General features: G+C 65.5%; 22 protein-coding genes and 2 tRNA genes. 8 read left to right on the top strand and 16 right to left on the bottom strand.

The window, feature by feature from the left end; all coding sequences use genetic code 11:
* Nucleotides 1-6: 6 nt before the first annotated feature.
* The 3 genes from AC13HB_RS08750 to AC13HB_RS08740 all read left to right on the top strand — a co-directional run bounded on the left by AC13HB_RS08750 (nucleotide 7) and on the right by AC13HB_RS08740 (nucleotide 2,225).
* Entirely contained in the window at nucleotides 7-849 is an 843-nt protein-coding gene (locus AC13HB_RS08750) for a DUF2145 domain-containing protein (protein WP_482949368.1), read from the top strand.
* A gap of 123 nt (nucleotides 850-972) precedes the next feature.
* Entirely contained in the window at nucleotides 973-1,380 is a 408-nt protein-coding gene (locus AC13HB_RS08745; RefSeq protein WP_482949367.1) for a hypothetical protein, read from the top strand.
* Nucleotides 1,377-2,225: a DUF2145 domain-containing protein gene (locus AC13HB_RS08740; RefSeq protein WP_482949366.1), complete on the top strand. Its 849-nt coding sequence runs from the start codon at nucleotides 1,377-1,379 to the stop codon at nucleotides 2,223-2,225. The genes AC13HB_RS08745 and AC13HB_RS08740 overlap by 4 nt, the downstream gene beginning before the upstream one ends.
* Nucleotides 2,226-2,300: 75 nt before the next feature.
* On the opposite strand, the gene selD is transcribed toward AC13HB_RS08740, so the two are convergent.
* On the bottom strand, nucleotides 2,301-3,350 hold the full coding sequence (selD, locus tag AC13HB_RS08735) for a selenide, water dikinase SelD (RefSeq protein ID WP_482949365.1): 1,050 nt from the start codon (nucleotides 3,348-3,350) through the stop codon (nucleotides 2,301-2,303).
* A 65-nt stretch (nucleotides 3,351-3,415) separates the two neighbouring features.
* Between selD and mnmH the strand changes: the two genes are divergently transcribed.
* Complete coding sequence (mnmH, locus tag AC13HB_RS08730) at nucleotides 3,416-4,492, top strand: tRNA 2-selenouridine(34) synthase MnmH (RefSeq protein ID WP_482949364.1); 1,077 nt, start codon at nucleotides 3,416-3,418, stop codon at nucleotides 4,490-4,492.
* Here mnmH and AC13HB_RS08725 read toward each other — a convergent pair.
* The 5 genes from AC13HB_RS08725 to AC13HB_RS08705 form a co-directional block, all read right to left on the bottom strand.
* Entirely contained in the window at nucleotides 4,489-5,463 is a 975-nt protein-coding gene (locus AC13HB_RS08725; RefSeq protein ID WP_482949363.1) for a DUF3137 domain-containing protein, read from the bottom strand. The genes mnmH and AC13HB_RS08725 overlap by 4 nt on opposite strands.
* A complete protein-coding gene (locus tag AC13HB_RS08720; protein ID WP_482949362.1) occupies nucleotides 5,463-8,288 on the bottom strand; it encodes a valine--tRNA ligase in 2,826 nt (941 codons plus the stop codon). Before AC13HB_RS08720 ends, AC13HB_RS08725 begins: the two co-directional genes overlap by 1 nt.
* 168 nt (nucleotides 8,289-8,456) lie before the next feature.
* Entirely contained in the window at nucleotides 8,457-9,053 is a 597-nt protein-coding gene (locus AC13HB_RS08715; RefSeq protein WP_482949361.1) for a DUF2497 domain-containing protein, read from the bottom strand.
* 90 nt (nucleotides 9,054-9,143) lie between these two features.
* The gene (locus tag AC13HB_RS08710; RefSeq protein ID WP_482949360.1) at nucleotides 9,144-10,538 is read right to left on the bottom strand and encodes a TolC family outer membrane protein; all 1,395 of its coding nucleotides are present in this window, start codon (nucleotides 10,536-10,538) and stop codon (nucleotides 9,144-9,146) included.
* A 233-nt stretch (nucleotides 10,539-10,771) separates the two neighbouring features.
* Nucleotides 10,772-11,425 (bottom strand): protein-L-isoaspartate O-methyltransferase family protein, encoded by a 654-nt coding sequence (locus AC13HB_RS08705; RefSeq protein WP_482949359.1) that lies wholly within the window; start codon nucleotides 11,423-11,425, stop codon nucleotides 10,772-10,774.
* Between the two features lie 189 nt (nucleotides 11,426-11,614).
* On the opposite strand from AC13HB_RS08705, the gene AC13HB_RS08700 reads away from it, so the two are divergent.
* A tRNA-Cys gene (locus AC13HB_RS08700) sits at nucleotides 11,615-11,688 on the top strand.
* Nucleotides 11,689-11,713: 25 nt separating this feature from the next.
* Here the strand turns inward: AC13HB_RS08700 and AC13HB_RS08695 are convergent.
* Entirely contained in the window at nucleotides 11,714-12,430 is a 717-nt protein-coding gene (locus tag AC13HB_RS08695) for an SDR family oxidoreductase (RefSeq protein ID WP_482949358.1), read from the bottom strand.
* Nucleotides 12,431-12,451: 21 nt separating this feature from the next.
* On the opposite strand from AC13HB_RS08695, the gene AC13HB_RS08690 reads away from it, so the two are divergent.
* The gene (locus tag AC13HB_RS08690) at nucleotides 12,452-14,035 is read left to right on the top strand and encodes a cryptochrome/photolyase family protein (protein ID WP_482949357.1); all 1,584 of its coding nucleotides are present in this window, start codon (nucleotides 12,452-12,454) and stop codon (nucleotides 14,033-14,035) included.
* Here the strand turns inward: AC13HB_RS08690 and AC13HB_RS08685 are convergent.
* Nucleotides 14,032-14,184 carry a DUF2256 domain-containing protein gene (locus AC13HB_RS08685; RefSeq protein WP_482949356.1) on the bottom strand — a complete coding sequence of 51 codons (153 nt, stop codon included), beginning with the start codon at nucleotides 14,182-14,184 and terminating at the stop codon, nucleotides 14,032-14,034. The two genes, AC13HB_RS08690 and AC13HB_RS08685, sit on opposite strands and share 4 nt — an antisense overlap.
* 39 nt (nucleotides 14,185-14,223) lie before the next feature.
* Nucleotides 14,224-14,580 (bottom strand): Mpo1-like protein, encoded by a 357-nt coding sequence (locus AC13HB_RS08680; RefSeq protein WP_482949355.1) that lies wholly within the window; start codon nucleotides 14,578-14,580, stop codon nucleotides 14,224-14,226.
* Nucleotides 14,581-14,951: 371 nt separating this feature from the next.
* Between AC13HB_RS08680 and AC13HB_RS08675 the strand changes: the two genes are divergently transcribed.
* Nucleotides 14,952-15,027, top strand: a tRNA-Asn gene (locus AC13HB_RS08675).
* A 60-nt stretch (nucleotides 15,028-15,087) separates the two neighbouring features.
* Here the strand turns inward: AC13HB_RS08675 and AC13HB_RS08670 are convergent.
* The 4 genes from AC13HB_RS08670 to AC13HB_RS08655 all read right to left on the bottom strand — a co-directional run bounded on the left by AC13HB_RS08670 (nucleotide 15,088) and on the right by AC13HB_RS08655 (nucleotide 19,306).
* The gene (locus AC13HB_RS08670) at nucleotides 15,088-15,813 is read right to left on the bottom strand and encodes a prephenate dehydrogenase/arogenate dehydrogenase family protein (protein WP_482949354.1); all 726 of its coding nucleotides are present in this window, start codon (nucleotides 15,811-15,813) and stop codon (nucleotides 15,088-15,090) included.
* Between the two features lie 130 nt (nucleotides 15,814-15,943).
* Nucleotides 15,944-17,863 carry an ABCB family ABC transporter ATP-binding protein/permease gene (locus AC13HB_RS08665; protein WP_482949353.1) on the bottom strand — a complete coding sequence of 640 codons (1,920 nt, stop codon included), beginning with the start codon at nucleotides 17,861-17,863 and terminating at the stop codon, nucleotides 15,944-15,946.
* A 50-nt stretch (nucleotides 17,864-17,913) separates the two neighbouring features.
* Nucleotides 17,914-18,282, bottom strand: a complete 369-nt coding sequence (locus tag AC13HB_RS08660; protein WP_482949352.1) for a hypothetical protein — start codon at nucleotides 18,280-18,282, stop codon at nucleotides 17,914-17,916.
* Nucleotides 18,272-19,306 (bottom strand): LysM peptidoglycan-binding domain-containing protein, encoded by a 1,035-nt coding sequence (locus AC13HB_RS08655; protein WP_482949351.1) that lies wholly within the window; start codon nucleotides 19,304-19,306, stop codon nucleotides 18,272-18,274. Before AC13HB_RS08655 ends, AC13HB_RS08660 begins: the two co-directional genes overlap by 11 nt.
* 135 nt (nucleotides 19,307-19,441) lie before the next feature.
* Between AC13HB_RS08655 and AC13HB_RS08650 the strand changes: the two genes are divergently transcribed.
* A complete protein-coding gene (locus AC13HB_RS08650) occupies nucleotides 19,442-20,017 on the top strand; it encodes an LOG family protein (protein WP_482949350.1) in 576 nt (191 codons plus the stop codon).
* On the opposite strand, the gene gltX is transcribed toward AC13HB_RS08650, so the two are convergent.
* The 3 genes from gltX to AC13HB_RS08635 form a co-directional block, all read right to left on the bottom strand.
* Nucleotides 20,014-21,351: a glutamate--tRNA ligase gene (gene gltX / locus AC13HB_RS08645; RefSeq protein ID WP_482949349.1), complete on the bottom strand. Its 1,338-nt coding sequence runs from the start codon at nucleotides 21,349-21,351 to the stop codon at nucleotides 20,014-20,016. The two genes, AC13HB_RS08650 and gltX, sit on opposite strands and share 4 nt — an antisense overlap.
* A gap of 76 nt (nucleotides 21,352-21,427) precedes the next feature.
* Nucleotides 21,428-21,931 (bottom strand): hypothetical protein, encoded by a 504-nt coding sequence (locus AC13HB_RS08640; RefSeq protein WP_482949348.1) that lies wholly within the window; start codon nucleotides 21,929-21,931, stop codon nucleotides 21,428-21,430.
* Between the two features lies 1 nt (nucleotide 21,932).
* Nucleotides 21,933-22,457: a hypothetical protein gene (locus AC13HB_RS08635; protein ID WP_482949347.1), complete on the bottom strand. Its 525-nt coding sequence runs from the start codon at nucleotides 22,455-22,457 to the stop codon at nucleotides 21,933-21,935.
* Nucleotides 22,458-23,052 lie beyond the last annotated feature (595 nt).

Raw genomic sequence — 23,052 nt, 5'->3', positions numbered from 1 at the left:
AACCCCTTGCTCCGCACGCTCGCGCACATCGTCCTTCTCGGCCTTGTGTCGATGTCATCGCATACCGCCCTGGCCCAGGACGGGCATGAACGCGTCCTGCCCTATCCGGCTCAATACCGCACCGCGTCGCGAGACGAGCTCCAGCGGGCCGCGAATTTCTCCAAACGCATCGAACGCGAACTGGGCCGGCGCAATGCGCGGATCGCGATCGTCTTCCGGGCGACGCAGCCGCGCGAGGCGATGGAGACCGGACAGCGTTACGATCACGGCGCCCTGTGGGTCCACAGCCCGATCGAGACGATCGAGGGCGAGACGGTCTACGGGTATGCCGTCTACGGTCTGCAGCGTTCCGCCCTGTCCGCGCGCCGCTCCGAACTGGTCCAGGACTGGCCGCTTGACTTCATCCTGCCGGAGACGGCCGGCGAGGTCGGCATCATCATCCCGTCTGCGGCGATGCAGGATCGCATGCTCGCCATCCTCGGCTCGGACGCTTATCCGGCGCTCCACCAGCCGGCCTGGTCGCGCATCTCCAATCCCGGCGACCGGCGCTATCAGAACAGCGCGGAATTCCTGCTCGACATCGTCGGCGCCGCGGCCTGGTCGACCACGGACCGTCTCCGCATCAAGGTCAATCTGACGGCCTGGTTCGAGCCGGCCACGGTCCGCTACGGATGGTTCGGCCGGCTCACTGCCGGATGGTTCGATCCCGAATTACGCCTCGACGACCAACGGCGGGTCATTCGCTTCGCCGACTATGACAGCCTTGCCAACTTCATGTTGGACTTCAACCTGGCGGATAGCGTGTTCGAACTTTCGAATGCAGACGAAGAATTGCAACCAATAGACTGAATTTAGGGGAAATTTTGCGGAACTGAATTATGTGAATCTTATTTACGAACTATGTTCATTTACATTTCATGTCGGCTGCGGCATGCTCTCCGGCGGCTGGTTCAGTCCCCGAGGGAGACCGATGTGAAACGATATTTGCCCCAATCCCTGCCCTTTGCCCTGCTCCTTGCCCTGCCCTGCGCACTGGCCGTCGCCGCCCCCGCCGCAGCGCAGTCGGGCAATGCCTCCGCCCGGGCCTCCGGCGAGATCGTCGGCGGGTCGGTCGAGGCGGCCGCGACGCTCGGCTCGGCCGGCGTGGCCGTGACCGCGGCGAGCGTCGTCGCGGTCACCGGCACGACGGCCGCGATCATCACAGCGGACGCCGAGCTCGCGGACGAGACGATGGAGCTCGCGGGCGACATCGCGGCCGCCCCCTTCTCCGGCTATGAAAAGCTGGACGTGGACGACGCCATCGTCGTGCCCGACGCCCCGCCGGCCGTGCCGCAGACCCCGCACGGGCCCCGTCCTCACCAGGACCGGAGCGAGCCATGAGAGCCGCGGCGCTCATCCTCGCCACGGCTCTGGCCGCGGCGACGCCGCAGGTCGCGGAGGCCGGATCCGGCGCACTGCCGATCTCGCCCTTTTCGACCGAGGAGGCTGCGGACTTCTCCAAGCAGATCGAGCGCGAACTGGCGGCCCGCGGCGCACGCGTCGCGATCGTCTTCCGCTCGGGCCGGCTGCGCGAGGACCTGCCAGACGGCATTCGCTACACGCATGGTGCCTTCTGGGTCTATTCGGAGCTGGAAACGGAGACCGGCGAGCGCATCAACGGCTATGCGGTGCACAATCTCTATCATGGAGAGGAAGACCGCCGGACCTCCTATCTGGCGCAGGACTGGCCGCTCAATTTCACCATGGGTGACGTGATCGGCGAGGTCGGCGTCATCATTCCGACGCCGGAAATGCAGCGGCGCCTGGCGGGGCTGCTGGCGGAAGGCCGCGACGACGCACTGCACCAGCCCGACTATTCCCTGCTCTCGAACCCGCACGATCCCCGCTTCCAGAACTGCAACGAATACATGCTGGACGTGATCGCGGCGGCCGCCTGGGAGACGGACGACCGGGCGCAGATCAAGGCCAATCTGAGCGCATGGTTCGAACCGGCAACCGTGGAGGTGAGCTTTTTCGAGCGCCTGCTCGGCCCGTCGGTCGACGAACGCATCCGCCTCGACGATCAGCGCGGCGAGATTCGCACGGCCACCTTCGGCTCCATGGCAGCCTTCATGGACCGCTATCAGCTGGCAACCGATCACTACGAAATCCGCGCGAACTTCCTCACCGCGCCGGTCGTGGAGGCCACACCGGCCCCCGCGGCGACATCACCGGGCACTGACTGACCCTCGCCAGCCAATCGGCCGGTGCCCACCCGGCGGTGCGTGTCGCGCGCGGCACGCACCGCTCTTTATTCAGGGTCAGAGCAGCCGGATGCCCGGCTCGCCCTCGTCCATCCGGCCGATCACGGCCGCGCCTTCATGCCCGTGCCGGGCGAAGCAATCCAGCACGGACTGCGCCGCATCCTCGCGGCAGGAGACCAGGAGACCGCCGGACGTCTGCGGATCACACAACAGGGCCCGCTCGGCCTCATCCCAGTCCGCCGGCGCCTCGATACCCGTTTCGATCGCGGCCCAGTTGCGGCCGGACGCGCCGGTCTTCACGCCCTCGGCCGCAAGCCGCCGCGCGGTCTCGAAGACCGGGATGGCGGAGCGGTCGAGTTCGGCTCGCAGACCGCTGCCCTGGACCATCTCGCTGAGATGTCCCAGCAGGCCGAAACCGGTCACGTCCGTCGCCGCATGCACGCCCTCCATGCCGGCGAACTCCGCACCGGGTGCATTGATGCGCGTGGTGGAGGCGATCATCTCTGCGTATCCCGTATCGTCCAGCGTGCCCTTCTTGAGCGCCGCGCTGTAGATGCCGATGCCCAGCGGCTTGCCGAGGATGAGCACATCGCCGGACTTCGCCCCGGCATTGGTCAGCATCTGTTCGGGATGAACGAGCCCCAGCGCCACGAGCCCGTAGATCGGCTCGGCCGCATCGATGGAATGCCCGCCCGCGACCGGCGCCCCCGCCGCCTCGGCGACGGAGCGCCCGCCCTCGAGGATAGCGCGAATGGTCTCGTCCGGCAGTTTGGCGACCGGCATGCCGACGATCGCGAGCGAGAAGATCGGCGTCGCGCCCATGGCATAGATGTCGGACAGCGCATTGGTCGCGGCGATCTGGCCGAAGGCAAACGGGTCGTCGACGATGGGCGTGAAAAAGTCGGTGGTTGCCACCAGCGCGGTCGTCTCGTTGATCCGGTAGACGGCCGCATCGTCGCGCGTCGCCGCATCGACGAGCAGGTCCGGAGGCATGGGCAGGCCGGACGGCGCGCCCAGAATCCGGGTCAGCACGCCGGGGTCGAGCTTGCAGCCGCACCCGCCGCCATGGGCCAGGGATGTCAGCCGGACGCCTTGTATGTCATCCATCCTCACGCTCCTTCGGAAAACCGCTAGTCTGCCGCAAAAGGCCAGGCCGGAAGACGACACGACCCATGCAGCGTTTCGCTACCACTGATGACCTATCCGCTGACGGATTGGAACTCTTCGATACCATTATCGACGTCCGGTCCCCGTCGGAATTTGCAGAAGATCATTTGCCCGGCGCCGTCAATCTGCCCGTGCTCGACGATGAGGAGCGCGCCAGGATCGGCACGGAATACGCCCAGATCTCGCCCTTCACCGCCCGCCGCCACGGCGCCGCCCTGACCGCCCGCAATATCGCCCGCCATATCGAGACCGCCCTCAGCGACAAGCCGAAAGCCTGGCGCCCCCTCGTCTATTGCTGGCGCGGCGGCATGCGCTCCACCTCCATGGCGCTGGTGCTGTCCCAGGTCGGCTGGCGGGTCACCCTCCTCGAAGGCGGTTACAAGAGCTGGCGCCGCAGCGTCGTCGCCGGTCTCGACTCCGGCGGGACGGCCCTGCCCATCATCCTCGTCGACGGCCAGACCGGCACCGGCAAGACCGCCATCCTGCACGAGCTGGCCAGGCGCGGAGAACAGGTCCTCGACCTTGAAGGCCTGGCCGGCCATCGCGGTTCGGCCTTCGGCGATTTCGCCGATCTGGAACAACCGAGCCAGAAAGCCTTCGAGACAGGTATCTGGTCGGTGCTGCGCGATATCGATCCGCAGCGTCCCCTGTTCGTGGAAGCCGAGTCCAGCCTGGTCGGACGACGCCGCGTCCCTGTCCGCATCTGGCAGGCCATGAAACAGGCGCCGCGCATCGTCGTCGAAGCGCCTGTCGAGGCCCGGGCCGATTTCCTCATGAGCGCCTATCCGGACCTGATCAAATATCACGACAAGCTGGTCGCCTCGCTCGACCGGCTCAAACAGATGCATTCGAAAGAGCGGATCGCGGAATGGCGGGCGCTCGCCGGGCAGGGCGAATACCGCCAGCTCGCCGTCGAGCTGGTCACCGAGCATTACGACCCTGCCTATTCGCGCTCGCGCAAACGGCATACGGAGACATCGAGGATCGAGCGCACGAGCAGCCGGACACTGGATCAGGCCGGCATCGAGGACCTTGCGTCACAGGTGATCGAAGCCGCCGGCCGTATCGCCGGCAATAACTAGTCCTTCGCCTCGACGAGGCTGTCCTCACCGAATTTCGCCGGTTCGACGAGCAGGTCGAGCAAGGCGATCACGCGCGACAATTCGTCGACCAGCCTTTCCACGCGCGAGGCGTCTGCGAGCGGCTTGAACATCGAGCCCGCCTCGAACTGATTGCCGGTCTCGGCCGAGATCAGCAGCTCGCCCTCGCCGGAATCCTGGTCGAAGGCGGCGCGGACATTCTTGCCCTTCAGCGCGGCCTCCAGCGCGATCAGCCGCTCCATGAAGGAGGGCGTGAGCATGTAGCGCGCCAGCACCTGGTCATTGCCATAGACCTCGAACGCCTTTTCGAAGTCCGGATCGACAAGCCGGATCCGCTCCAGCTTGGTTTTGCCGAAGGAACGCCCGAAGGCTTCCAGCCCGTTGAAGATGCCCTGATCGCGGGTGATCACGGTCACGCCTTCCACCTTCCGCGGGAAATTGATGCGGATCAGTACGCCGCGGAAAACCGTGACGTAATGCGTGCCGTTCTTGCTGCGGCGCTTCTCTTCCAGATGCGCCTCGTAGAGCTCGAAGTCGCAGCCCTGCCGCTCGCCCTCGAAATGATCCTCGAAACTGTGCCGGTCCCAGCTCGGCAGAAGGCCCAGATCGCAAAACGTGTCGAACCGGCGCGGCGTCGGCGGCTTCAGCGCGTAGCGCAGGTCCAGCACCTCGGCGACGCCTTCGTTCAGGCGGACCTTGACCTGTTTGCGCAGCCCGCGCAGGCGCTGATATCCGAACCCGCCGCCAATCGCCAAGCCCAGAAAAAGGCCCATCAGGACCAGTCCGGGCTCCTCCAGCTGAACACCCAGGGCGAAGCCAGCCAGCGGACCGAGAACCGCGCCCGCGCCCAGCCCGATGAAGAGCCGCCTGACAGCCTGCCGGCGCTCCTGCTCAAGCCCCGCCAGCCAGGGCTCCAGCTTCTCACGCCACAAACTGTCGAAACGCGCATCCATCAGACCGAACCCAACCGCTCCAATGCTTCGGCCATCTTGGATTTCTGGGCCGTGTAGTCGGTCAGCTTCTCGCGCTGTTCGGCGACGACGGCCTCGGGCGCGTTGGCGACGAATTTCTCGTTGCCGAGCTTTTTCTCGAGGCGCGTGATCTCGCCGTCGAGCTTGGCCAGCTCCTTGGAGATGCGGCTTCGCTCGGCGTCGAAATCGATTACGCCTTCCAGCGGAAGGGCGATGGTCGTCTCGCCGATCACCGCCTGGGCCGAAGCCGGCGGGACCGTGTCGGACAGGCCGATATCGGCCAGGCGCGCCATGCGCGTGATCAGCGCCTCATGACGTTCCAGCCGCGCCTGCGTTTCCGCATCCGCGCCGACCGCGATCAGCGCCAGCTTGGCGCCGGCCGGGACATTCATCTCGGCGCGAAGGCGTCGGATATCGGTGATCAGATCGATCAGCCAGTCCATCTCGGCCGCGGCGTCGGCATTCTCCAGTCCGTCCAGCTGCGGCCAGTCGGCGGTGATGAGCTGGGTCGAGCGCTCGCCGGTCTGGTTCCACAGCTCTTCGGTGACGAAGGGCATGAAGGGGTGGAGCATTTTCAGCGCCTGATCGAGCACGAAAGCGGTCGTCGCGCGCGTCTCGGCCTTGGCGGCCTCGTCCTCGCCCTGCAGGAGCGGCTTGGCGAATTCCAGATGCCAGTCGCAGAACACGTTCCAGACGAAGCGATAGGCCGCAGCTGCCGCATCGTTGAAGCGGAAGCCGTCCAGCCCCGCATTGATCGCCGCAACGGCCCGGGAGGCCTCGGAGAGGATCCACTTATTGACCGTCTGCTCTACCGATTTCGGATCGAAATCCGCAACCGGCTTGCACTCGTTCATCTCGCAGAAGCGCGCGGCATTCCACAGCTTGGTGCCGAAATTACGGTAGCCCTCGACGCGCTCCTTGGACATGCGGATATCGCGGCCCTGACCGGCCTGGGCCGCCAGGGTGAAGCGCAGCGCGTCGGCGCCGTACGCGTCCACGATCTCCAGCGGGTCGATCACATTGCCCTTGGATTTGGACATCTTCTGGCCCTTCTCGTCGCGGACGAGGGCGTGGATGTAGACGTCCTTGAACGGGGCCTCCTTCATGAAGTGAAGGCCCTGCATCATCATCCGGGCGACCCAGAAGAAGATGATGTCGAAGGCGGTGATCAGCACCGAGGTCGGGTAGAAACGGTCGACCACGTCCGGCGTGTCGTCCGGCCAGCCCAGCGTGGAGAAGGGCCAGAGCGCAGAGGAGAACCAGGTGTCGAGGACGTCCTCGTCCTGTGTCAGCGCTTTGCCGCCCGCCTGGGCCTGCGCCTCTTCCTCGCTCTCGGCGACATAGACATTGCCGTCCTCGTCATACCAGGCCGGCACCCGGTGCCCCCACCAGAGCTGGCGCGAGATGCACCAGGGCTGGATGTTGCGCATCCATTCGAAATAGGTCTTTTCCCAGTTTTTCGGATGGAAGGTCGTGCGCCCGTCCTCGACGGCGGCGATGGCGTCCTTGGCCAGCGTCTTGGCGTCGGCAAACCACTGATCGGTGAGCATGGGCTCGATGACCACATGGGAGCGGTCGCCGAAGGGCTGCTGGATCTTCTTCTTTTCGACGAAGGGGATGTCATTGCCCTCTTCGTCTTTGGTGGTGACCGCGAGGCCTTCCGCATTGATCGCAGCGACGATCTTCTCGCGCGCCTCGAAGCGGTCGAGCCCGCGATACTCCTCCGGCACCAGATTGATGGCGTCGATCCCGGCTTCGTCCGGCAGATCCGCGCCCTTGGCGATCGCCACGGCCTGGGCCGAGCATTCCGCATAGGACGCGCCATCGGCGCGCAGCGCCGCGCGCGTATCCATCAGGCGATAGCAGGGAATGTCGTTGCGCTTGGCGACTTCGTAATCGTTGAAATCGTGCGCGCCGGTGATCTTCACCGCGCCGGAGCCGAATTCCGGGTCCGGATGCTCGTCGGTGATGATCGGGATCAGGCGGCGATGCTCTTTCGGACCGACCGGGATCTCGCACAGCGCACCGACGATCGGCGCATAGCGTTCGTCGTCCGGGTGGACCGCGACGGCGCCATCGCCAAGCATGGTCTCCGGGCGCGTGGTGGCGATGGAGATATAGTCGCGCTCTTCCTCCAGCACGACATTCCCGTCCTCGTCCTTCTCGACATAGGTATAGGTCTTGCCGTCGGCGAGCGGGTATTTGAAGTGCCACATGAAGCCGTCGACTTCGAGATTCTCCACCTCGAGGTCGGAGATCGCCGTCTCGAATTTCGGGTCCCAGTTGACCAGACGCTTGCCGCGATAGATCAGGCCTTCCTTGTAGAGCTGGACGAAGACCTTGAGCACGGCCTTCGAGAGGCCCTCATCAAGGGTAAAGCGCTCGCGCGACCAGTCGCAGGAGGCGCCGAGGCGGCGCAGCTGCTGCAGGATGGCGCCGCCGCTTTCCTCTTTCCATTCCCAGACGCGCTCGATGAAGGCATCGCGGCCCATCTCGCGGCGGCCCTGATTGCCTTCTTCGGCAAGCTTGCGCTCGACCACCATCTGCGTGGCGATGCCGGCATGGTCGGTGCCCGGCTGCCAGAGCACGGAACAACCCAGCATGCGCTTGTAGCGGACCAGCACGTCCTGCAGCGTATTGTTCAGCGCGTGACCGATATGCAGCCGGCCGGTGACGTTGGGCGGCGGGATGACGATGGAGAAGGCTTCCGCATTCTCGTCATCGATCGGCTGGAAGGCTCCGGCCTTTTCCCAGGCATCGTAAATCCGGGATTCGGCGTCTTTGGGATTGAAGGTCTTGTCCATCATGGTCCGCAACTGGTCTGGGCGCGGGGCGCGCTTTTGAAACCTTTATGGACATCTCACACGGATTGTCAGCCCGTCAGCTGCGGATTGCCCCTGGTTTGGCGGAAATCGCAAAGAAAAAGGGGCGCTCCGGTGGAGCGCGCCTCTTCGAACTCATTTCCGGCTGCCGGTCTAGCGGCGGCGGCGGGAGACGCGGTCGATCTCGGCCTGGACCTTTTCGTCGACGATGGCCGGAAGATTGGCATCGAGCCATTCCTTCAGCATCGGACGCAGCAGGGCGCGGACGACACCCTCGAGCGTGCGGCCTTCCTCCTCGGAAATCCGGATCTGGTCGGCGAGCGTGTGGAAGGAGCCCATGGCGGCAGCCGCAGCCGGCTCGCTCATAATGCCTTCCGTAGTCTCTTCCTCGAGCGCGTCGAAGTCGATTTCCGGCTCCGGCTCGGCCTCGGCGACCGGTTCTTCTTCCTCCTCGCGATCGACGATCATCAGATCGTCGTCCACGGCGAGCGGCTCGGTGCCGCCATCGACCTCGTCGACGCGGTCGGTCAGCTCAAGGACATCGTCAGCTTCGCCCTCGGGTTCCGGCTCGGCCTCCGCCTCGGCGAACATGGCGTCCACGTCTTCCTGGCTTTTCGGCTCGTCGTCGGCGGGAGCCGCCTCGGCTTCCGCTTCCGCCGGAGCGTCTTCCTCGTCCTCATTGATGATCCGGCGGATCGAGGAGAGGATTTCTTCCATCGACGGTTCGTTTTCGGCAGCTTGTTCGGCCATTCGCCCTGTCCTTGGGTTCAGTCGCTTCTCTTGATACGCGAATTAACCGGCCCAGGCACGCCCTGTCCAGTCCGCGATTCTGCCAAAAGCCTAGTCCCAGGGCGTTAAGTCAAAGTTAGAGAACCGGGAATTTTCGCTGTCGGCACCGGCCATATCGTAAACAGCGACATCCAGCCCCAGCGCCGAGGCCGAAAGCAGCCCCATCGCCTGCATCAGGCGGTAGCCCGCAACGTAGGAATCCCGCTCCGCCGTCACGTAGGTCAGGCGCGACTCGAGCAATTCCTGTTCTGCATCAAGTACATCGAGCGTCGTACGCAGACCGACATAGGCCTCCTGCTCCACCCCGTCGAGGGCGATTTCATTGGCCCGGACGGCCTGCCGGCTCGACTCGATAACGGCCAGAGAGGTGACATATCCGCTCCAGGCATTGGTCACGCCTTCGGTAACCCGGCGGCGCGCCTCGCGCACCTGGTGCCGCGCTTCCTCTTCCTGTGCGATGGCTTCGCGGACGCGGGACCGATTCAATCCACCGGTGAAAATCGGTACCGAAACGCGCCCCATGATCGCTGCCGTGTCGCGGCTGTCGCCCGTATAGGTCGAATCACGTGCGGCGCTGGCCTGGGCGCTCAGCGTGACTTCCGGACGCAGGGCGCCGCGGGCGATGCGGATGGCGTGGCGCGCTGCCTCCTCGCCGTACTGGGCTCCGAGCAGCTGCGGGCTGTTGCGATAAGCCGTCTCGGCGGCATCGGCCAGATTGTCCGGCAGATCCGGCAGGGCCGGCGGTTCGGTCAGCGAGGCCGGCGGCTGGCCGGTGACGCGCTCATAGGCGGCCCGGCTGGCGGCGAGCTGGGACTGGGCCGCGGAAAGCTGTGCCTGCGCACCGGACAGGCGTGCCTCGGCCTGGGCGACGTCGGTACGGGTGATCTCGCCGACCTCGAAACGGTCGCGTGCGGCCTGCAGGTGCTGGGCGAGCACCTCGGCATTATGCCGCCGGATATCCACCACGGCAGCATCGCGCCGCACATCCATGAAGGCGGTAACAGCATCGACCAGCACGGCCTGCTCGACCGCGCGGAGCTGCTCGCGTCCGGCCATGATCGCGGCATTGGCCTGGTCGATGGCCCCGGAAATGCGGCCGCCCTGGTAGATCGCCTGGTTGGCGGTGATGGCATAATCCTTCGGCGTTGCGTCGGACTCGCCGCCGCCGGTGATGGCGGTACCGTTGAAGACGAAAGTGTTTTCGGATTCGACGTGCTGGCGTCCGATCGAGGCGCTCGCCGCGACCTGCGGCAGACGTCCGGCCTGCGCCTGGACCCGGATCTCGTCCGTAGCCCGCAGCCGGGCCCGTTCGGCCTGGAGCGTCGGGTTGGAATTATAGGCGAGGATCAGGGTTTCTTCGAGCGACTGGGCGCTCGCGATGCCGCCCATGGCAAGAACGGACACGCCGCCTGCCAGCGCCAGGGCCCACTGCTTGAAACGCGTCATGCGACTTTCCCTCTTCATTGCCCGCCCGCAGGACGGTCAGCGACCGACTGAGTCACGTGCATCATAATGGCTTCCGGCACCAAGGCCAGCATATGTCTCGCGCTCATATAGGCACGGCTCCGGCGAAAGTGAACAGTGTTCACTTGCAGATTTGTGCAAGTATTAGCACGAAACGCAGCGATGCCCAACGCGCCATTCGGTCGCGCGTCATGCCTGCCTCGCATTTGGCGGGATCAGAAGGTGAAGCCGGGTACCGTCTCGAAGCCGGGAAGGACGGTTGCATTCGCATCGAACACGACACGCTCGCCAATGCCGGCGGCGGATTTGGTGAAGACCGTTGCCTTGCCGACCGGACCGCGGCGCAGAATGGCGACGAGGCGGCCGCCATCGGCCAGCTGGTCGAACCAGGCCTGCGGCACCGCGTCAACGGATCCGTTGACGAAGATGACGTTGAACGGCCCCTGGTCCGGCACGCCCTTCTTGAGATCGCCCTCGATGACGACGGCATTGTCCGCGCCGACTTCCGAGAGCAGGTCGGTGGAGCGGGACAGGCCGTCCTCGTCATCCTCGAGACCGACCACGGTCTCGGCCATGCGCGACAGGATGGCGGTCGAATAGCCGCGGCCGCAGGCGATATCGAGGACGAGTTCGTTCGGCTCGATCTCGGCGGCCTGGATCAGCTTGGCGAGATCGCGCGGGCGCATCATCGTCCGGGTCTCGCTGGTAACGACCTGGCCGTCCGAATAGGCAGCGGCCCGACGCGAGCGCGGCACGAAGAGATGTCGCGGAATATCCAGGAAGGCGCCGATCAGCGTCCGGTCCGTCACGTCGGCCGGCCGGATCTGGCTGTCGACCATGTGTTTGCGTGCCTGTTCGAATTCGTTCACGGATCTCTCCTCGCACTGGAGCCGGACTCGGTCGTCGCGGGTTTGCGCTGATATATCCTGCACAATGGAGCGTGAGCAACCACCGGACTGCGCGCGCGCGACAATCAGCCTGCATTCCGCGGCAAAAGGAGTGAAACGGCGGATTGCTCAGCCCGTTCTCTCCGGCTATAGCTCCCGGCTCGCAAGTGCGGCACCGTGGCGGAGTGGCTACGCAGCGGATTGCAAATCCGTGTACCCCGGTTCGATTCCGGGCGGTGCCTCCACCCTTCCCGAAAATCCAGCGTTTCCTCACCAGGGTACCGGTTTGCCCTTGTGGTCGAAGAAGCCGCCCGTATCGCCCGACTCGAGTCCGTCGAGCACGGCGAGAATATCGCGCGCGGCCTCCTCCGGCGGACGCACATCGAGCCCCGACTTCGAGAAGGGTTCGGACAGCCGCGTATCGACCGTGCCGGGATGGAGCGCCACGCAGATCGCCTCTTTGCGCCGGCGCCCGGTCTCGATCGCGGCGCCGCGCACGAACTGGTTCAGCGCCGCCTTCGATGCCCGGTAGCTGTGCCAGCCGCCCAGCTCGTTATCCCCGATAGAACCGACCCGCGCGGACAGGCTGGCGAAGACCGACCGCCCCTGGCGCGGCAGGAGCGGCAGGATATGCTTCATCAGCAGCGCCGGCCCGATCGCATTGAGCGCGAAGGCCTGCTGCATGTGTTCCGGATCAAGCGCGCCCAGGCTGCGCTCCGGTGCGAAGCGCGCATCGTGCAGATAGCCCGTCGCATCGATGGCGAGGCGAATCGCTTCCGGCCGGCCGGACAAATAGGTCGCGGCAGCCTCGATACTGGCTTCATCGGTCAGATCGAAACCGGGCTCGCCATTGTCGCCGGCGCTGCGCGAGAGGCCGATCACGCGCTCATGGCGTCCCTGCACCCGCAGCGCTTCGGTCAGGGCTGACCCGATGCCGCCCGTCGCGCCGAATATGACGGCCATGCCGCCGCTCGTTTCCCTACCCATGTCCGGCTCCGCAGTCGCGATATGGTCTGTCGCCGGAGCGTCTACGTATCTCCCCCGTCATCAGATCGCAGGAGAGCTGATTTGCGCGACCTCATTCTCGTCCTCGGCGACCAGCTGAGCCCCGACCTGCCGAGCCTGCGCCGCACACCGGGCGGCGAGGCCGACATCCTCATGGCCGAGGTGAGCGAGGAGACGGCCTATGTCGCGCACCACAAGAAGAAGATCGCCTTCATCTTCGCTGCCATGCGGCATTTCTCGGAGGAGCTGCGCGAGGCGGGGCACAACGTCGTCTATCGGCGGTTCGACGACGGGACGCGGGCCGCAAGCCTCGCCGATGCCGTTGCCGCACAACTCGGCTCGCAGAGCTATGACCGGCTGATCGTCACGGAACCCGGCGAATGGCGCCTGCGCCGGGAGATGGACGCGTGGGCCGGGCGTTTCGGCATCGAGACGGTGATCCTCGAAGACGACCGCTTCGTGTGTTCGCACGATGATTTCGAGCGCTGGGCGGACGGCCGCAAGCAATTGCGGATGGAGTATTTCTATCGCGAGATGCGCAAGCGGACCGGCCTGCTGATGGACGGGGACAAGCCTGCCGGCGGGCAATGGAATTTCGACGCCGAGAATCGCAAGCCTGCCGAGACCGGCCTCTTCATGCCGGAGCGTTTCAGCGTCGAGGCGGACGACGTGACCGCAGAGGTGCTCGATCTCGTCGAGCGCGAGTTTCCCGACCATTTCGGTACGCTCCGCCCCTTCCGTTTCGCCACGCGGCGCGCGGACGCGGAAGCGGCCCGCGATCATTTCATCGAGCACGCCCTGCCCGATTTCGGCGCCTACCAGGACGCCATGCTGACCGGCGAGGCCTGCCTCCATCACTCGCTTCTGTCCGCCTACATCAATGTCGGCCTGCTCGACCCGCTCGATGTCTGCCGCCGTGCCGAGGCGGAATACGAGGCCGGCCGCGCTCCGCTCAATTCGGTCGAGGGCTTCATCCGGCAGATCATCGGCTGGCGGGAATATGTGCGCGGCATCTACTGGCGAGAGGGTCCGGATTACGTCACCCGCAACGCGCTCGGCGCCTCGCGATCCCTGCCCGGCTTCTACTGGACCGGCAAGACCGACATGGCCTGCCTCGCTGCCGCTATCGGGCAGACCCGCGAGGACGCCTATGCCCACCATATCCAGCGCCTCATGGTCACCGGCACCTTCGCCCTGCTCGCCGGCGTGGACCCGCACGAACTGCATGAATGGTATCTGGCGGTCTATATCGATGCCTTCGAATGGGTCGAAGCGCCCAATACGATCGGCATGTCGCAATTCGCCGACGGAGGCCTGCTCGGTTCGAAGCCCTATGCCGCGAGCGGCGCCTATATCGACCGCATGTCGGATTATTGCGCCGGCTGCCGCTATGACGTGAAGGACAAGACCGGCGAGACGGCCTGTCCCTTCAATGCGCTCTACTGGGATTTCCTCGACCGGAATTCCGGGACGCTACGCGGCAATCCGCGGCTCGGTCCCGTCTATCGAAACTGGGACCGGATGAGCGAGGAAAAGCGCAGGGCCTATCTCGGCCGCGCCAGGATCACACTCGATGCCTTGGACTAGCTGCCGGTCTGCCCGCCTTGGCGGCAGCGTCTCGAGCAGTATGTCACCTCGTCCCAGACATCGGCCCATTTGCGGCGCCATTCGAACGGGCGTCCGCATTGCCTGCAGACCTTTTCGGGTTTGGGATGGCGGGAGGCATGGCGGGGCATGCGCAATGAGCTAGTCCGCTCGCGCCCCGCGGAAAGAGCCTAGCCTTGCGGTTCGCCGATCGTGCCGTCAGGCCGGACCCCGGCCCTGGCCAGTTCGCCGTCCAGTTTTCCGGCGAGAAAGAACCCGAACATCTTGTAGTCGGAAATCAGCGACCAGAGCGGATAGGTGAAGGTCGCCGGCTTGTTGCGCTCGACGAATGCGTGGCTGACCCAGGCGAAGAAATAGCCCGAGACCGGCACGGCGAGCAGCGCCCACCAGGTCCGGGTGACCAGCGCAGCGACGAGGACCAGAATGGCGAGGGTCGACCCGACATAGTGCCAATACCGCGTGGCCGGTTTGGCGTGCTCCTGGAGGTAGTAGGGCCAGAAAGCGTCAAATGTCTGGTATTCCCGCATGGAAGGCTCTCCCCGATTCGATGGCCGAATCAGTATCACACCCTGTCCCTGCAGGCGAAAACGCCGTTTTTATTGGTAATGCGGTCTCAACAAGAAACAGCGCATTTCCGTGTTGTCGTTAGGGATTCGGCAAGGACGATAAATCAAATCCCCAATTCTACGCATCCCGTTAACCGCGCCTTAAGGGTTTCGACCCGATTGTTAACGCGTCTTCCCGTGAAGACACCCCACCATCCACCCAATGCCTTTTCGGGAGCCAATGCGGCTCCCGATTTTTTTTTGCAGATCAATCGCACATCCGGCGCACATGGGCGCTTGCGCGTCGCGCAAAAGCTCTGATAAAAGCCGGGCCTCGCTTGAGAGACCAGTGTTCCCCGGTAGCTCAGTTGGTAGAGCAGGTGACTGTTAATCACCGGGTCGGCGGTTCGAGCCCGTCCCGGGGAGCCACTCCAAGCGAAACACCCTTCCCTGACAGGTAAACTCGTGTCGACCAACGGTCGTGGGCCGCTAGGTCTTGAGCCGTTCATCCAGCGCCCTCGCCGCCGCGAAGAAGCGGTCGCGCACCTCCGCCGCATGCGGGTTGTGACGCTCGATCGCGCGGAAGAGCTGTTCGCTGTCGCTGCGGACGAGATTCGCCGCCTCGACGAGCAGGTCGTAGCTGCGCGTGCTGTAGGGCGCCTGCTCCAGACCGAGATCGGTGAGAACTTTCGAGACGAGATGCGTCAGCGCCTGGACGCTGGCCATGGTGCGATCATGGGTATCGGCATCGCTGACATGGACCTTGAGCCCGAGCGTCCCGGACAGGAAGGCTTCCAGACAGGCCGTATCCTCGCCCGCTTCCGGGCAGAGCACGATGGATTGTCCGGCAATACCCTGCGCGGCGCTCTGCGGTCCGAAGAGCGGATGGGTACCGACAATACGCGTGCCAGCAGGCAGGACCTCGCGCATGATCGCCATCGGTTCGAGTTTGACCGACGCCACGTCGAGCACGAGCGCCCCGTCCGCGACATGCGGCGCGATCATCTCGCAGGCATCGCGAACGACCTGGACCGGCACGGCCAGGATGACAATGGGAGCGCCCGCCGCCTCTTCGAGCGAAACCGACCGTCCGTGCGCGCTGGACGCTACGCCCGGATCGAAGACAAGCAGATCGAGATGCGGCGCCAGATGCTGCGCCGCCAGCTGCCCGAAGGCACCCAGCCCGATCAGGCCGACGACAGGCTTGCCGCTCATGCCGCCCCGGCCTCGGCAAGGCGCCACGAGACGGTCCCTTCCGCCAGTGTCGTTTGAAATGCGTCCATCTCTCGCCCCGGAGCTGTAGCCGGCAGGATAGCTGCGGGCACCGGGCCTGCCTAGCGCGGTGCTACTCGGCCGATCGCACGGGAACCGGTCGGGCTCCCGGCGAGGCGGCGGCCGTGCCGCTGCCGGCCTCGCTCTGGCGCTTCCACATGGCGGCATAGAGCCCGCCCTTCGCCAGCAGCTCGGCATGCGTGCCGCTTTCCGCGACATGCCCGTCCTCGAAGACGAAAATCCGGTCGGCCTCGGCAATGGTGGAGAGACGGTGCGCGACGGCGATCGTGGTCCGGCCCCGTGCAGCCTCGGCGAGGGCGGCCTGTACGTCCTTCTCGGTCTGGCTGTCCAGCGCCGAGGTGGCTTCGTCGAGCACGAGCACGGCCGGGTTCTTCAGGATGGCGCGCGCCACGCCGACGCGCTGTTTCTCGCCGCCGGACAGTTTCAGCCCCCGCTCGCCGACGCGTGTCTCCAGGCCGTCGGGCAGGCTGCGGGCGAACTCGGCCAGGTGCGCCTTTTCAAGCACGTCCCAGATCTCCGCCTCGCTCGCATTGGGGCGCCCGTAGACGATATTGGAGCGCAGCGTGTCGTTGAAGAGGACGACGTCCTGCGGCACCAGGGCGAGCGCGTCGCGCAGGCTTTGCTGGGTGACATGTGCGATGTCCTGCCCGTCGATCAGGATGCGCCCCTCGTCGGGATCGTAGAAGCGGAAGAGCAGACGCAGAATGGTCGACTTGCCGGCGCCGGACGGGCCGCAAATGCCGATGAAGCCGCCGGCAGGCATCTCCATGGACACATCGCTGACCGAACGCGTGCGTCCATCATGGGTATAGGCGACCGCATCGAAACTCACCGCCCCGCCGGTGATGGCGAGCGGCTTTGCGTCCGGCGCGTCGGCGACGTCAGGGCGCAGCGCGAGCGTGTCGAACAGGCGCTCCATGTCGACCGCACCCTGTTTGATCTCGCGATAGGCCCAGCCGAGGATGTTCAGCGGCTGATAGATATTCATCAGGATAAGCGTCACGGCCGCGACGTCGCCCGGCTGCAGCACCCCGTTCCAGGCCTTCCAACCGGCCGTCAGCGCCATCGCCAGCAGGCCGCCATTCATGACCAGAGCCTGGGCGCCGTTGAGCAGGGCCAGGGAGGACTGGGACTTGGCCGCCGCACGGGCATAGCGCGTCATCGCGGCGTCGTAATGATCGGACTCGCGCTGCTCGGCCGCGAAGGCCTTCACCGTCTCGAAATTGATCAGGCTGTCCACGGCCCGGGCCGTGGCCTCGGTGTCGGCGTCGTTCATGCGACGGCGGATTTTCACGCGCCACTCGGTCACCGACCAGGTCATGGCCATGTAGGTCCCGACCGTGACCGTCGCGATCGCCGCGAACTCCCAGCCGTAATTCACGCTCAGTACCGTCGCCGCGAGCACCAGTTCCAGCAGCGTCGGCGCGATGTTGAAGATCAGGAAGCGCATCAGGAAATCGACGGCCCGCGCGCCGCGCTCGATGACGCGGTTGAGCGCGCCGGTGCGCTTGGTCTGGTGATAGCCGAGCGAGAGCGACTGGACGTGCGAGAAGGCCTTCACGGCGGTCAGGCGCTGGGCGTCCTGGCTGACCGGCGCGAACAGGCCGTCGCGGAATTGCGGCGCGCCGACAGACAGAAAGCGCGCCACGGCATAGGCGATGAAGGCCAGGGTGAAGGTGCCAAGCAGTCCGGACAGAAAGCCCCCGCCCTCGCCGTCTGCCGCAGCACTGGCGGCCGCGCCACCGCCTGCATGCTGGGTGATGAGGTTGATGCCGTCGCCGAAGAAGACCGGTGCAGACACGGCGAAGAGCTTGGCGATCACGGTGAGGCCGAGCGCCAGTGCCATGCGGAAGCGCCATTTCGCCATGTCCGGCGAGGCCAGCAGCGCGAACAGGCGCAGCATGGTCTGGCCGAGCCGGCCCTGGGGTGCCGTCTGCGCGTCGGCTTCGCTGTCGGGTTTCGAGGGTCTCATTGCGCTGACAGATAGGGTGCGCCCGGGCCGAAAGCCAGAGCGAACCTGTCTCAGAGCCAGCCGCCGGTTGCAGCCATATGCAGGCCCACGGGGATGAGTGCGGCCAGCGGGAAGAAGGTCAGGCGATGCCAGCCGAGCAATTGGGTGCCGGTTCGCAGCAGGACCAGGGCGAAGCCCCAACCCGCCACGCCGGCCCACCAGGCCGGATCGCCGGGCCGGATGACCGGCAGACGCTCGATCAGCCCGGCTTCGGTTTCACCGAACCAGCCGACCGCGACTCCATAGGGAAAATAGACGTCCAGCAGAGCGATCAGGAGATGGCCGGCGACCAGCATGATGGCGACGTCGAACAGGAGCGGCGCCCAGCGGCTGGCCGGCGTGCTGTCGAAATCCGGGCGTTCGGACAGATCAGCCCGCATCGTCCCCGTTATCGCCTTCGCCCGGTTCCTGCGGGGCCTCGAAGACCTGGCCCGGATAGATCAGGTCGGGATCGCGGATCTGGTCGCGATTGGCCTCGTAGATCACCGTGTACTGGATGCCCTCGCCATAGAGGCGGCGGGCCAGACGCCAGAGCGAATTGCCCGGCTGCACGACGACCGAGTCGGGTCCCATATTGAGGTCTTCCGCAGCCACGCGTTCGAAGGGCAGGACGATGACCGCGCTGACCTGGCCGTCTTCGTCGACCTGGTCGATCTGCAGATCGTATACGCCCGGCGCGAGCAGAGCGCCGGCCTGCATCGTCCAGCGGCCGTCGCGGCCGACATTCGTCTCGCCCACCAGGGCGCCATTGGCATAGATGCGAACGGTCGTGCCGGTTTCGGCACGGCCGGAGAAGATCACCGCGCCGGTCTCGTCGTAATCGACGGTCTCGAGCACGAGCGGCCCCATTTCGGCATCGCTGCAGGAGGGGCATTGCCAGACCCGGCTCGCCTCGCCCGGCCGTCCCACGACGACCAGCGGCGTCGGGCCGCGTTGTTCGGGGATGGACACCACGACGACCTGTTCCGAGCGCAGGGCCCGTCCGTCGCGCGCCGTCATCAGCAAGGAGAGTTCGATCGCGCCGGACGGCAGCGGTTCGTCGAGAATGATAACCCATTCGCCGCGCTCGTTTACCGGCATCAGGCCGGTGCGCTGATTGTCGTGTTCGAAAGTCAGCGATTCGCCGTCGGCGAGGAGCTGGATCATCGCCCCCGGTTCGCCGCGGCCGGCAATCACAGCCGTTCCGACCGGCGCCACGCGAACGATGTCGAAAACCGGCGGGGCAAGCAGCGTATCTGTCTCGTCCGGGGACACCGCAGGCGTCTCGGTTCCGGCAGTCTCGCTGCGAGGCAGGGTTTCCGGCTCCGGCGTTCCGCCGGGCCGATACATGATGAAGGCCAGTGCCGCCGCTATGGCTACGGCAGCAAGGGCGCCAGCAATGATGAAAGACCGCGTCGCGGTCATGGCGTGTCTCCCGTCATTCAAGGCCGGTTATCAGGACGAGCTATCCGGCATCCCACCACTGGATGCAAGCCTCGCGCCGACAGCTTCCGGCGAATATCATCTTGCCCCGATAATGCAATCATGGACGATGTTTCGATGGCAAAACTATGGTCGATCGGTGTTTTTTGCGGTTCACGACATGGTGAGCGGGCCGCCTATGGCGATGCTGCCGAGCGCGTGGGCCGCGCGATTGCGAAGGCCGGCGCCCGCCTGGTCTATGGCGGCGGCGATGTCGGACTGATGGGCAAGGCTGCCTCCTCCGCCGCTGAAGAAGGCGGCGATGTGCTCGGTATCATTCCCGGATTCCTCATCGCCAAGGAAGGCCATCTGAGGGGTGTCGACGTGCGAATCGTCGAATCGATGGGTATCCGCAAGAGCCAGCTCATCGCGGAATCCGACGCCTATATCATCCTGCCCGGCGGCACCGGCACGCTGGAAGAAGTCTTCGACGTTGTCTCCCGCCAGCAGCTCGAACTGCACGACAAGCCGATCGTCTTCCTCAATACGGAAGGCTTCTGGGAGCCGTTCATGAAGCTGATCGACCATACGGTGAAGGAGGGCTTCACGCCTCAATCTCTCGCCGATCACATCGATCTGGTCGACGAGCCGGAAGCCGCCATCTCGCACCTGCTGGACGAGGTACGCGCCGCTGAAGGCCTGAATGAGGGCTAGGCCGCCTCGCCCTTGAGGCGCTTGAGCACGGTCTCGCGTCCGATCAGCGGCAGCAGGACAGCCATTTCCGGGCCGCGCGGCTCACCGGTCAGCATGAGGCGAAGCGGCATGAAGAGCTGCTTGCCCTTGCGGCCGGTCGCTTCTTTCAGGGCACCGGTCCAGGCCGACCAGCTCTCGCCGGTCAGCTCGCCCTCGGGCAGATGCTCGATCGCCGCGGCGGCATACTCCGCCTCCTCGATGACCGGCGTTACCGGCCCCTCGATCAGCGCTACCCAGTCCTTCACATCGGACAGGCGTTCCAGATTGGGACGCACCGCATTCCAGACCGCCTCGCCCGCATCGGCGTCCATCGCGGCCAGCCGCGGCTGGACGTCCGCATAGGGCGTGTCGTGCAGGAGACGCGCATTCAGGCGCTTGAGTTCTTCCGGATCGAAGCGGGCCGGCGAACGGGACAGCTTGCCCAGATCGAAACTCTCGAGCAGGTCGTCCATCGCCGCGAAAGCCTCGACCGGATCGGACGTCCCGATCTTGGCCAGAAGCGAGACCACGGCCATCGGCTCGTAACCCTCGACATCGCGCAGCTCGCCGATGCCCAGCGATCCCAGGCGCTTGGACAGCTTGCCGCCGTCCGCGCCGACCAGCAGGGCCTGGTGTCCGAATTGCGGCGCCTTGCCGCCGAGCGCCTCGAAGACCTCGATCTGCGCGCCCGAATTCGTGGTGTGATCCTCGCCGCGGATGATGTGGGTGATTTCCGCATCGATATCGTCGACCACGCTCGGCAGGGTGTAGAGATAGCTGCCATCCTCTCGGATCAGGATCGGGTCGGAGAGCGAAGACGTCTCGATCGTCACCGGGCCGCGCACCATGTCGTCCCAGCTGATCGGATTGCCGGAAAGCTTGAAGCGCCAGTGCGGCTTGCGCCCCTCGGCTTCCAGCTTCGCCTTGTCCGCATCGGTCAGCGACAGGGCCGCGCGGTCATAGACCGGCGGACGGCCGTTCGCCATTTGCAGGCGGCGCTTGCGTTCCAGCTCCTCGCCGGTCTCGTAGCAGGGATAGAGCAGGCCCTTCGCCTTCAGCTTTTCCGCGGCCGCCGCATAGGCGCCGAAACGGTCCGACTGCTTGAAGGTCTCGTCCCATGTCAGGCCGAGCCAGGTCAGGTCCTCGCGGATCCCGTCCTCATAGGCCTGCGTCGAGCGCCCGGTATCGGTATCGTCGATCCGCAGGACGAAAATCCCGCCCGCCTTGCGCGCGAACAGATAGTTGAAGATCGCGGTGCGGACATTGCCGACATGGAGTTTCCCGGTCGGGCTCGGCGCAAAACGGACTTTGGTCATGGGATGACTGGCTCGCTTGAGTTTGAGGCGCAGGGCTTAACGCCCCGCGCGCTCAGGAGCAAGCGGGCGGTGCGGATCAGTCGAAGATATGCCCGCCGGCGATGCGCTCCGGTTCCGGATCGTAGGGCCGCGGGCGGCCGGCGAAGCGCCAGTAGACATATCCCGCGATCAGGCCTGTTGCGGTAAAGCCGGCGGTCAGGAGAATGCCTTCGGTGCCGGCAGTGAAAAGCGGCATACCGAGGATCTGGATGATACCGCCGCCCATGGCGACCCCCTGCAACAAATCGGCTAGCGGCCGCGGCCAGCGGCGGGCGCGGATCAGACCGTTGATACCGAGCATGGGAAGCACCGTCAGGACTGCAACGAAACCACCGGTCACGACGCCCCAGAGCATCGCCCCGGGAACAGCCATCAGGACGATGTCAGCCACGGACCGCGTGTCGTTGTTGAAGCCCGCACTCAAAGAACTGTAGACGACGAATCCCGCCGTAATCAGCACGCCCGACACATAACAGGCGAGCAGCCAGGCCCCGATTGCGCGCCAGGGTTTTGCTCCATGCAAGCGCCTGAACCATCCCATCTCAAACCTCCTTCGCATCGGGCCGGCCGGCGGCCACCCAATAACTCAATCCGCCCATCGCGCCGCACAGCGCGGCGAAACCCGTCATCGCCCAGCCGCGCGGGCCTTGCAGGAGCGGCACGTCGAATATCTGGACCATCAATCCGGCCAGAAACGCGCCGAGCAGCAGATCCGACAGGCCGCGCGGCCAGCGGCAGGCGCGTTCGAGAAAGACGATGAGCGGCATGGGAATGCTGGTGAGAAAGGCCGCCAGTGCCGCAAATGCGACAGCGCCCGGCAGGGCCCTCACCATGGCGATGAGGAAGTCCGCCGCCTCCCCGCTGCCGCGCGCCAGCTCCAAAAGCCCGACGCCCCAATATCCGGTCAGCGCCGCAACCGCGCATCCCGCCAGCCAGGCCGCAACGGCTTGTCCCGGACCGGTTGTGCGGTGGTCAGACGGTGTCGGACGGACCGTTGCAAGGTCCGGAACCGGCTTGGCGCCGGGTGTCATCGCCCCGCCCTGCGGTCTCACAGCGAGCGTCGTCATATCGCCCTCCTTCATTCATTTCTGTTTTGACAGAAATTCCGGATATTACGAATGTGGCGGGGTGTCGCAGAGGCTCGCGGCACCGTCACCGTCAAGCGATTGTCCGACCCAGGGTGGCGGGACTGTGTTCGCAACGCGGCTATTTCTCCGAAAGCATGACGTGTCGCTTCTCCCCAGTCAGGGAAAAGGTGGCCGAAGGCCGGATGAGGGGCGGCCCGAAGGGCCAGGGAAAAGCTTTCGGGCACCGGGCTGCGAGTCCCTGAAGCGCCGCGTCGCGGCGCGCCCCTCACCCTTTATCCCCCTCCCCGGGAGGGGAGAGGGGGTGATGTGGCTGGGGTTTGCTTCCGACTTATCCCCACCCTCAAGACCTCCCGCATAATCACCCTCGTTCTCGCACCGCTCGAGGCCCGGCCTGGTTCGCCGGGGGTGTGGGGAGTACGGAGCCTGCCCGTCCCTGTCGGCTGACCGCGACAGGGCCCGGTGGTGGCCATCGGTAAGGAGAGGCAGCAAAAGCGCTGACTGTCTGTCCAGACCGGTTTCGAGAGGGAGCCCGTGAGGGCTCCGGTAAATCTCCGTGTGCAGGATGTCCCTGATG

It is taken from the genome of Maricaulis sp. B-26, from assembly GCF_056857855.1.
This window is presented reverse-complemented; position numbering and strand designations above follow the sequence as displayed.

What these genes read in the sequence shown, in the direction of transcription:
- AC13HB_RS08740 (WP_482949366.1), top strand. Translation starts at nt 1,377, where the DNA reads ATGAGAGCCGCGGCGCTCATCCTCGCCACGGCTCTGGCCGCGGCGACG.
- selD (WP_482949365.1), bottom strand. Translation starts at nt 3,350, where the DNA reads ATGGATGACATACAAGGCGTCCGGCTGACATCCCTGGCCCATGGCGGC.
- mnmH (WP_482949364.1), top strand. Translation starts at nt 3,416, where the DNA reads ATGCAGCGTTTCGCTACCACTGATGACCTATCCGCTGACGGATTGGAA.
- AC13HB_RS08725 (WP_482949363.1), bottom strand. Translation starts at nt 5,463, where the DNA reads ATGGATGCGCGTTTCGACAGTTTGTGGCGTGAGAAGCTGGAGCCCTGG.
- AC13HB_RS08720 (WP_482949362.1), bottom strand. Translation starts at nt 8,288, where the DNA reads ATGATGGACAAGACCTTCAATCCCAAAGACGCCGAATCCCGGATTTAC.
- AC13HB_RS08715 (WP_482949361.1), bottom strand. Translation starts at nt 9,053, where the DNA reads ATGGCCGAACAAGCTGCCGAAAACGAACCGTCGATGGAAGAAATCCTC.
- AC13HB_RS08710 (WP_482949360.1), bottom strand. Translation starts at nt 10,538, where the DNA reads ATGACGCGTTTCAAGCAGTGGGCCCTGGCGCTGGCAGGCGGCGTGTCC.
- AC13HB_RS08695 (WP_482949358.1), bottom strand. Translation starts at nt 12,430, where the DNA reads ATGGGTAGGGAAACGAGCGGCGGCATGGCCGTCATATTCGGCGCGACG.
- AC13HB_RS08690 (WP_482949357.1), top strand. Translation starts at nt 12,452, where the DNA reads ATGGTCTGTCGCCGGAGCGTCTACGTATCTCCCCCGTCATCAGATCGC.
- AC13HB_RS08685 (WP_482949356.1), bottom strand. Translation starts at nt 14,184, where the DNA reads ATGCCCCGCCATGCCTCCCGCCATCCCAAACCCGAAAAGGTCTGCAGG.
- AC13HB_RS08680 (WP_482949355.1), bottom strand. Translation starts at nt 14,580, where the DNA reads ATGCGGGAATACCAGACATTTGACGCTTTCTGGCCCTACTACCTCCAG.
- AC13HB_RS08670 (WP_482949354.1), bottom strand. Translation starts at nt 15,813, where the DNA reads ATGAGCGGCAAGCCTGTCGTCGGCCTGATCGGGCTGGGTGCCTTCGGG.
- AC13HB_RS08665 (WP_482949353.1), bottom strand. Translation starts at nt 17,863, where the DNA reads ATGAGACCCTCGAAACCCGACAGCGAAGCCGACGCGCAGACGGCACCC.
- AC13HB_RS08660 (WP_482949352.1), bottom strand. Translation starts at nt 18,282, where the DNA reads ATGCGGGCTGATCTGTCCGAACGCCCGGATTTCGACAGCACGCCGGCC.
- AC13HB_RS08655 (WP_482949351.1), bottom strand. Translation starts at nt 19,306, where the DNA reads ATGACCGCGACGCGGTCTTTCATCATTGCTGGCGCCCTTGCTGCCGTA.
- AC13HB_RS08650 (WP_482949350.1), top strand. Translation starts at nt 19,442, where the DNA reads ATGGCAAAACTATGGTCGATCGGTGTTTTTTGCGGTTCACGACATGGT.
- gltX (WP_482949349.1), bottom strand. Translation starts at nt 21,351, where the DNA reads ATGACCAAAGTCCGTTTTGCGCCGAGCCCGACCGGGAAACTCCATGTC.
- AC13HB_RS08640 (WP_482949348.1), bottom strand. Translation starts at nt 21,931, where the DNA reads ATGGGATGGTTCAGGCGCTTGCATGGAGCAAAACCCTGGCGCGCAATC.
- AC13HB_RS08635 (WP_482949347.1), bottom strand. Translation starts at nt 22,457, where the DNA reads ATGACGACGCTCGCTGTGAGACCGCAGGGCGGGGCGATGACACCCGGC.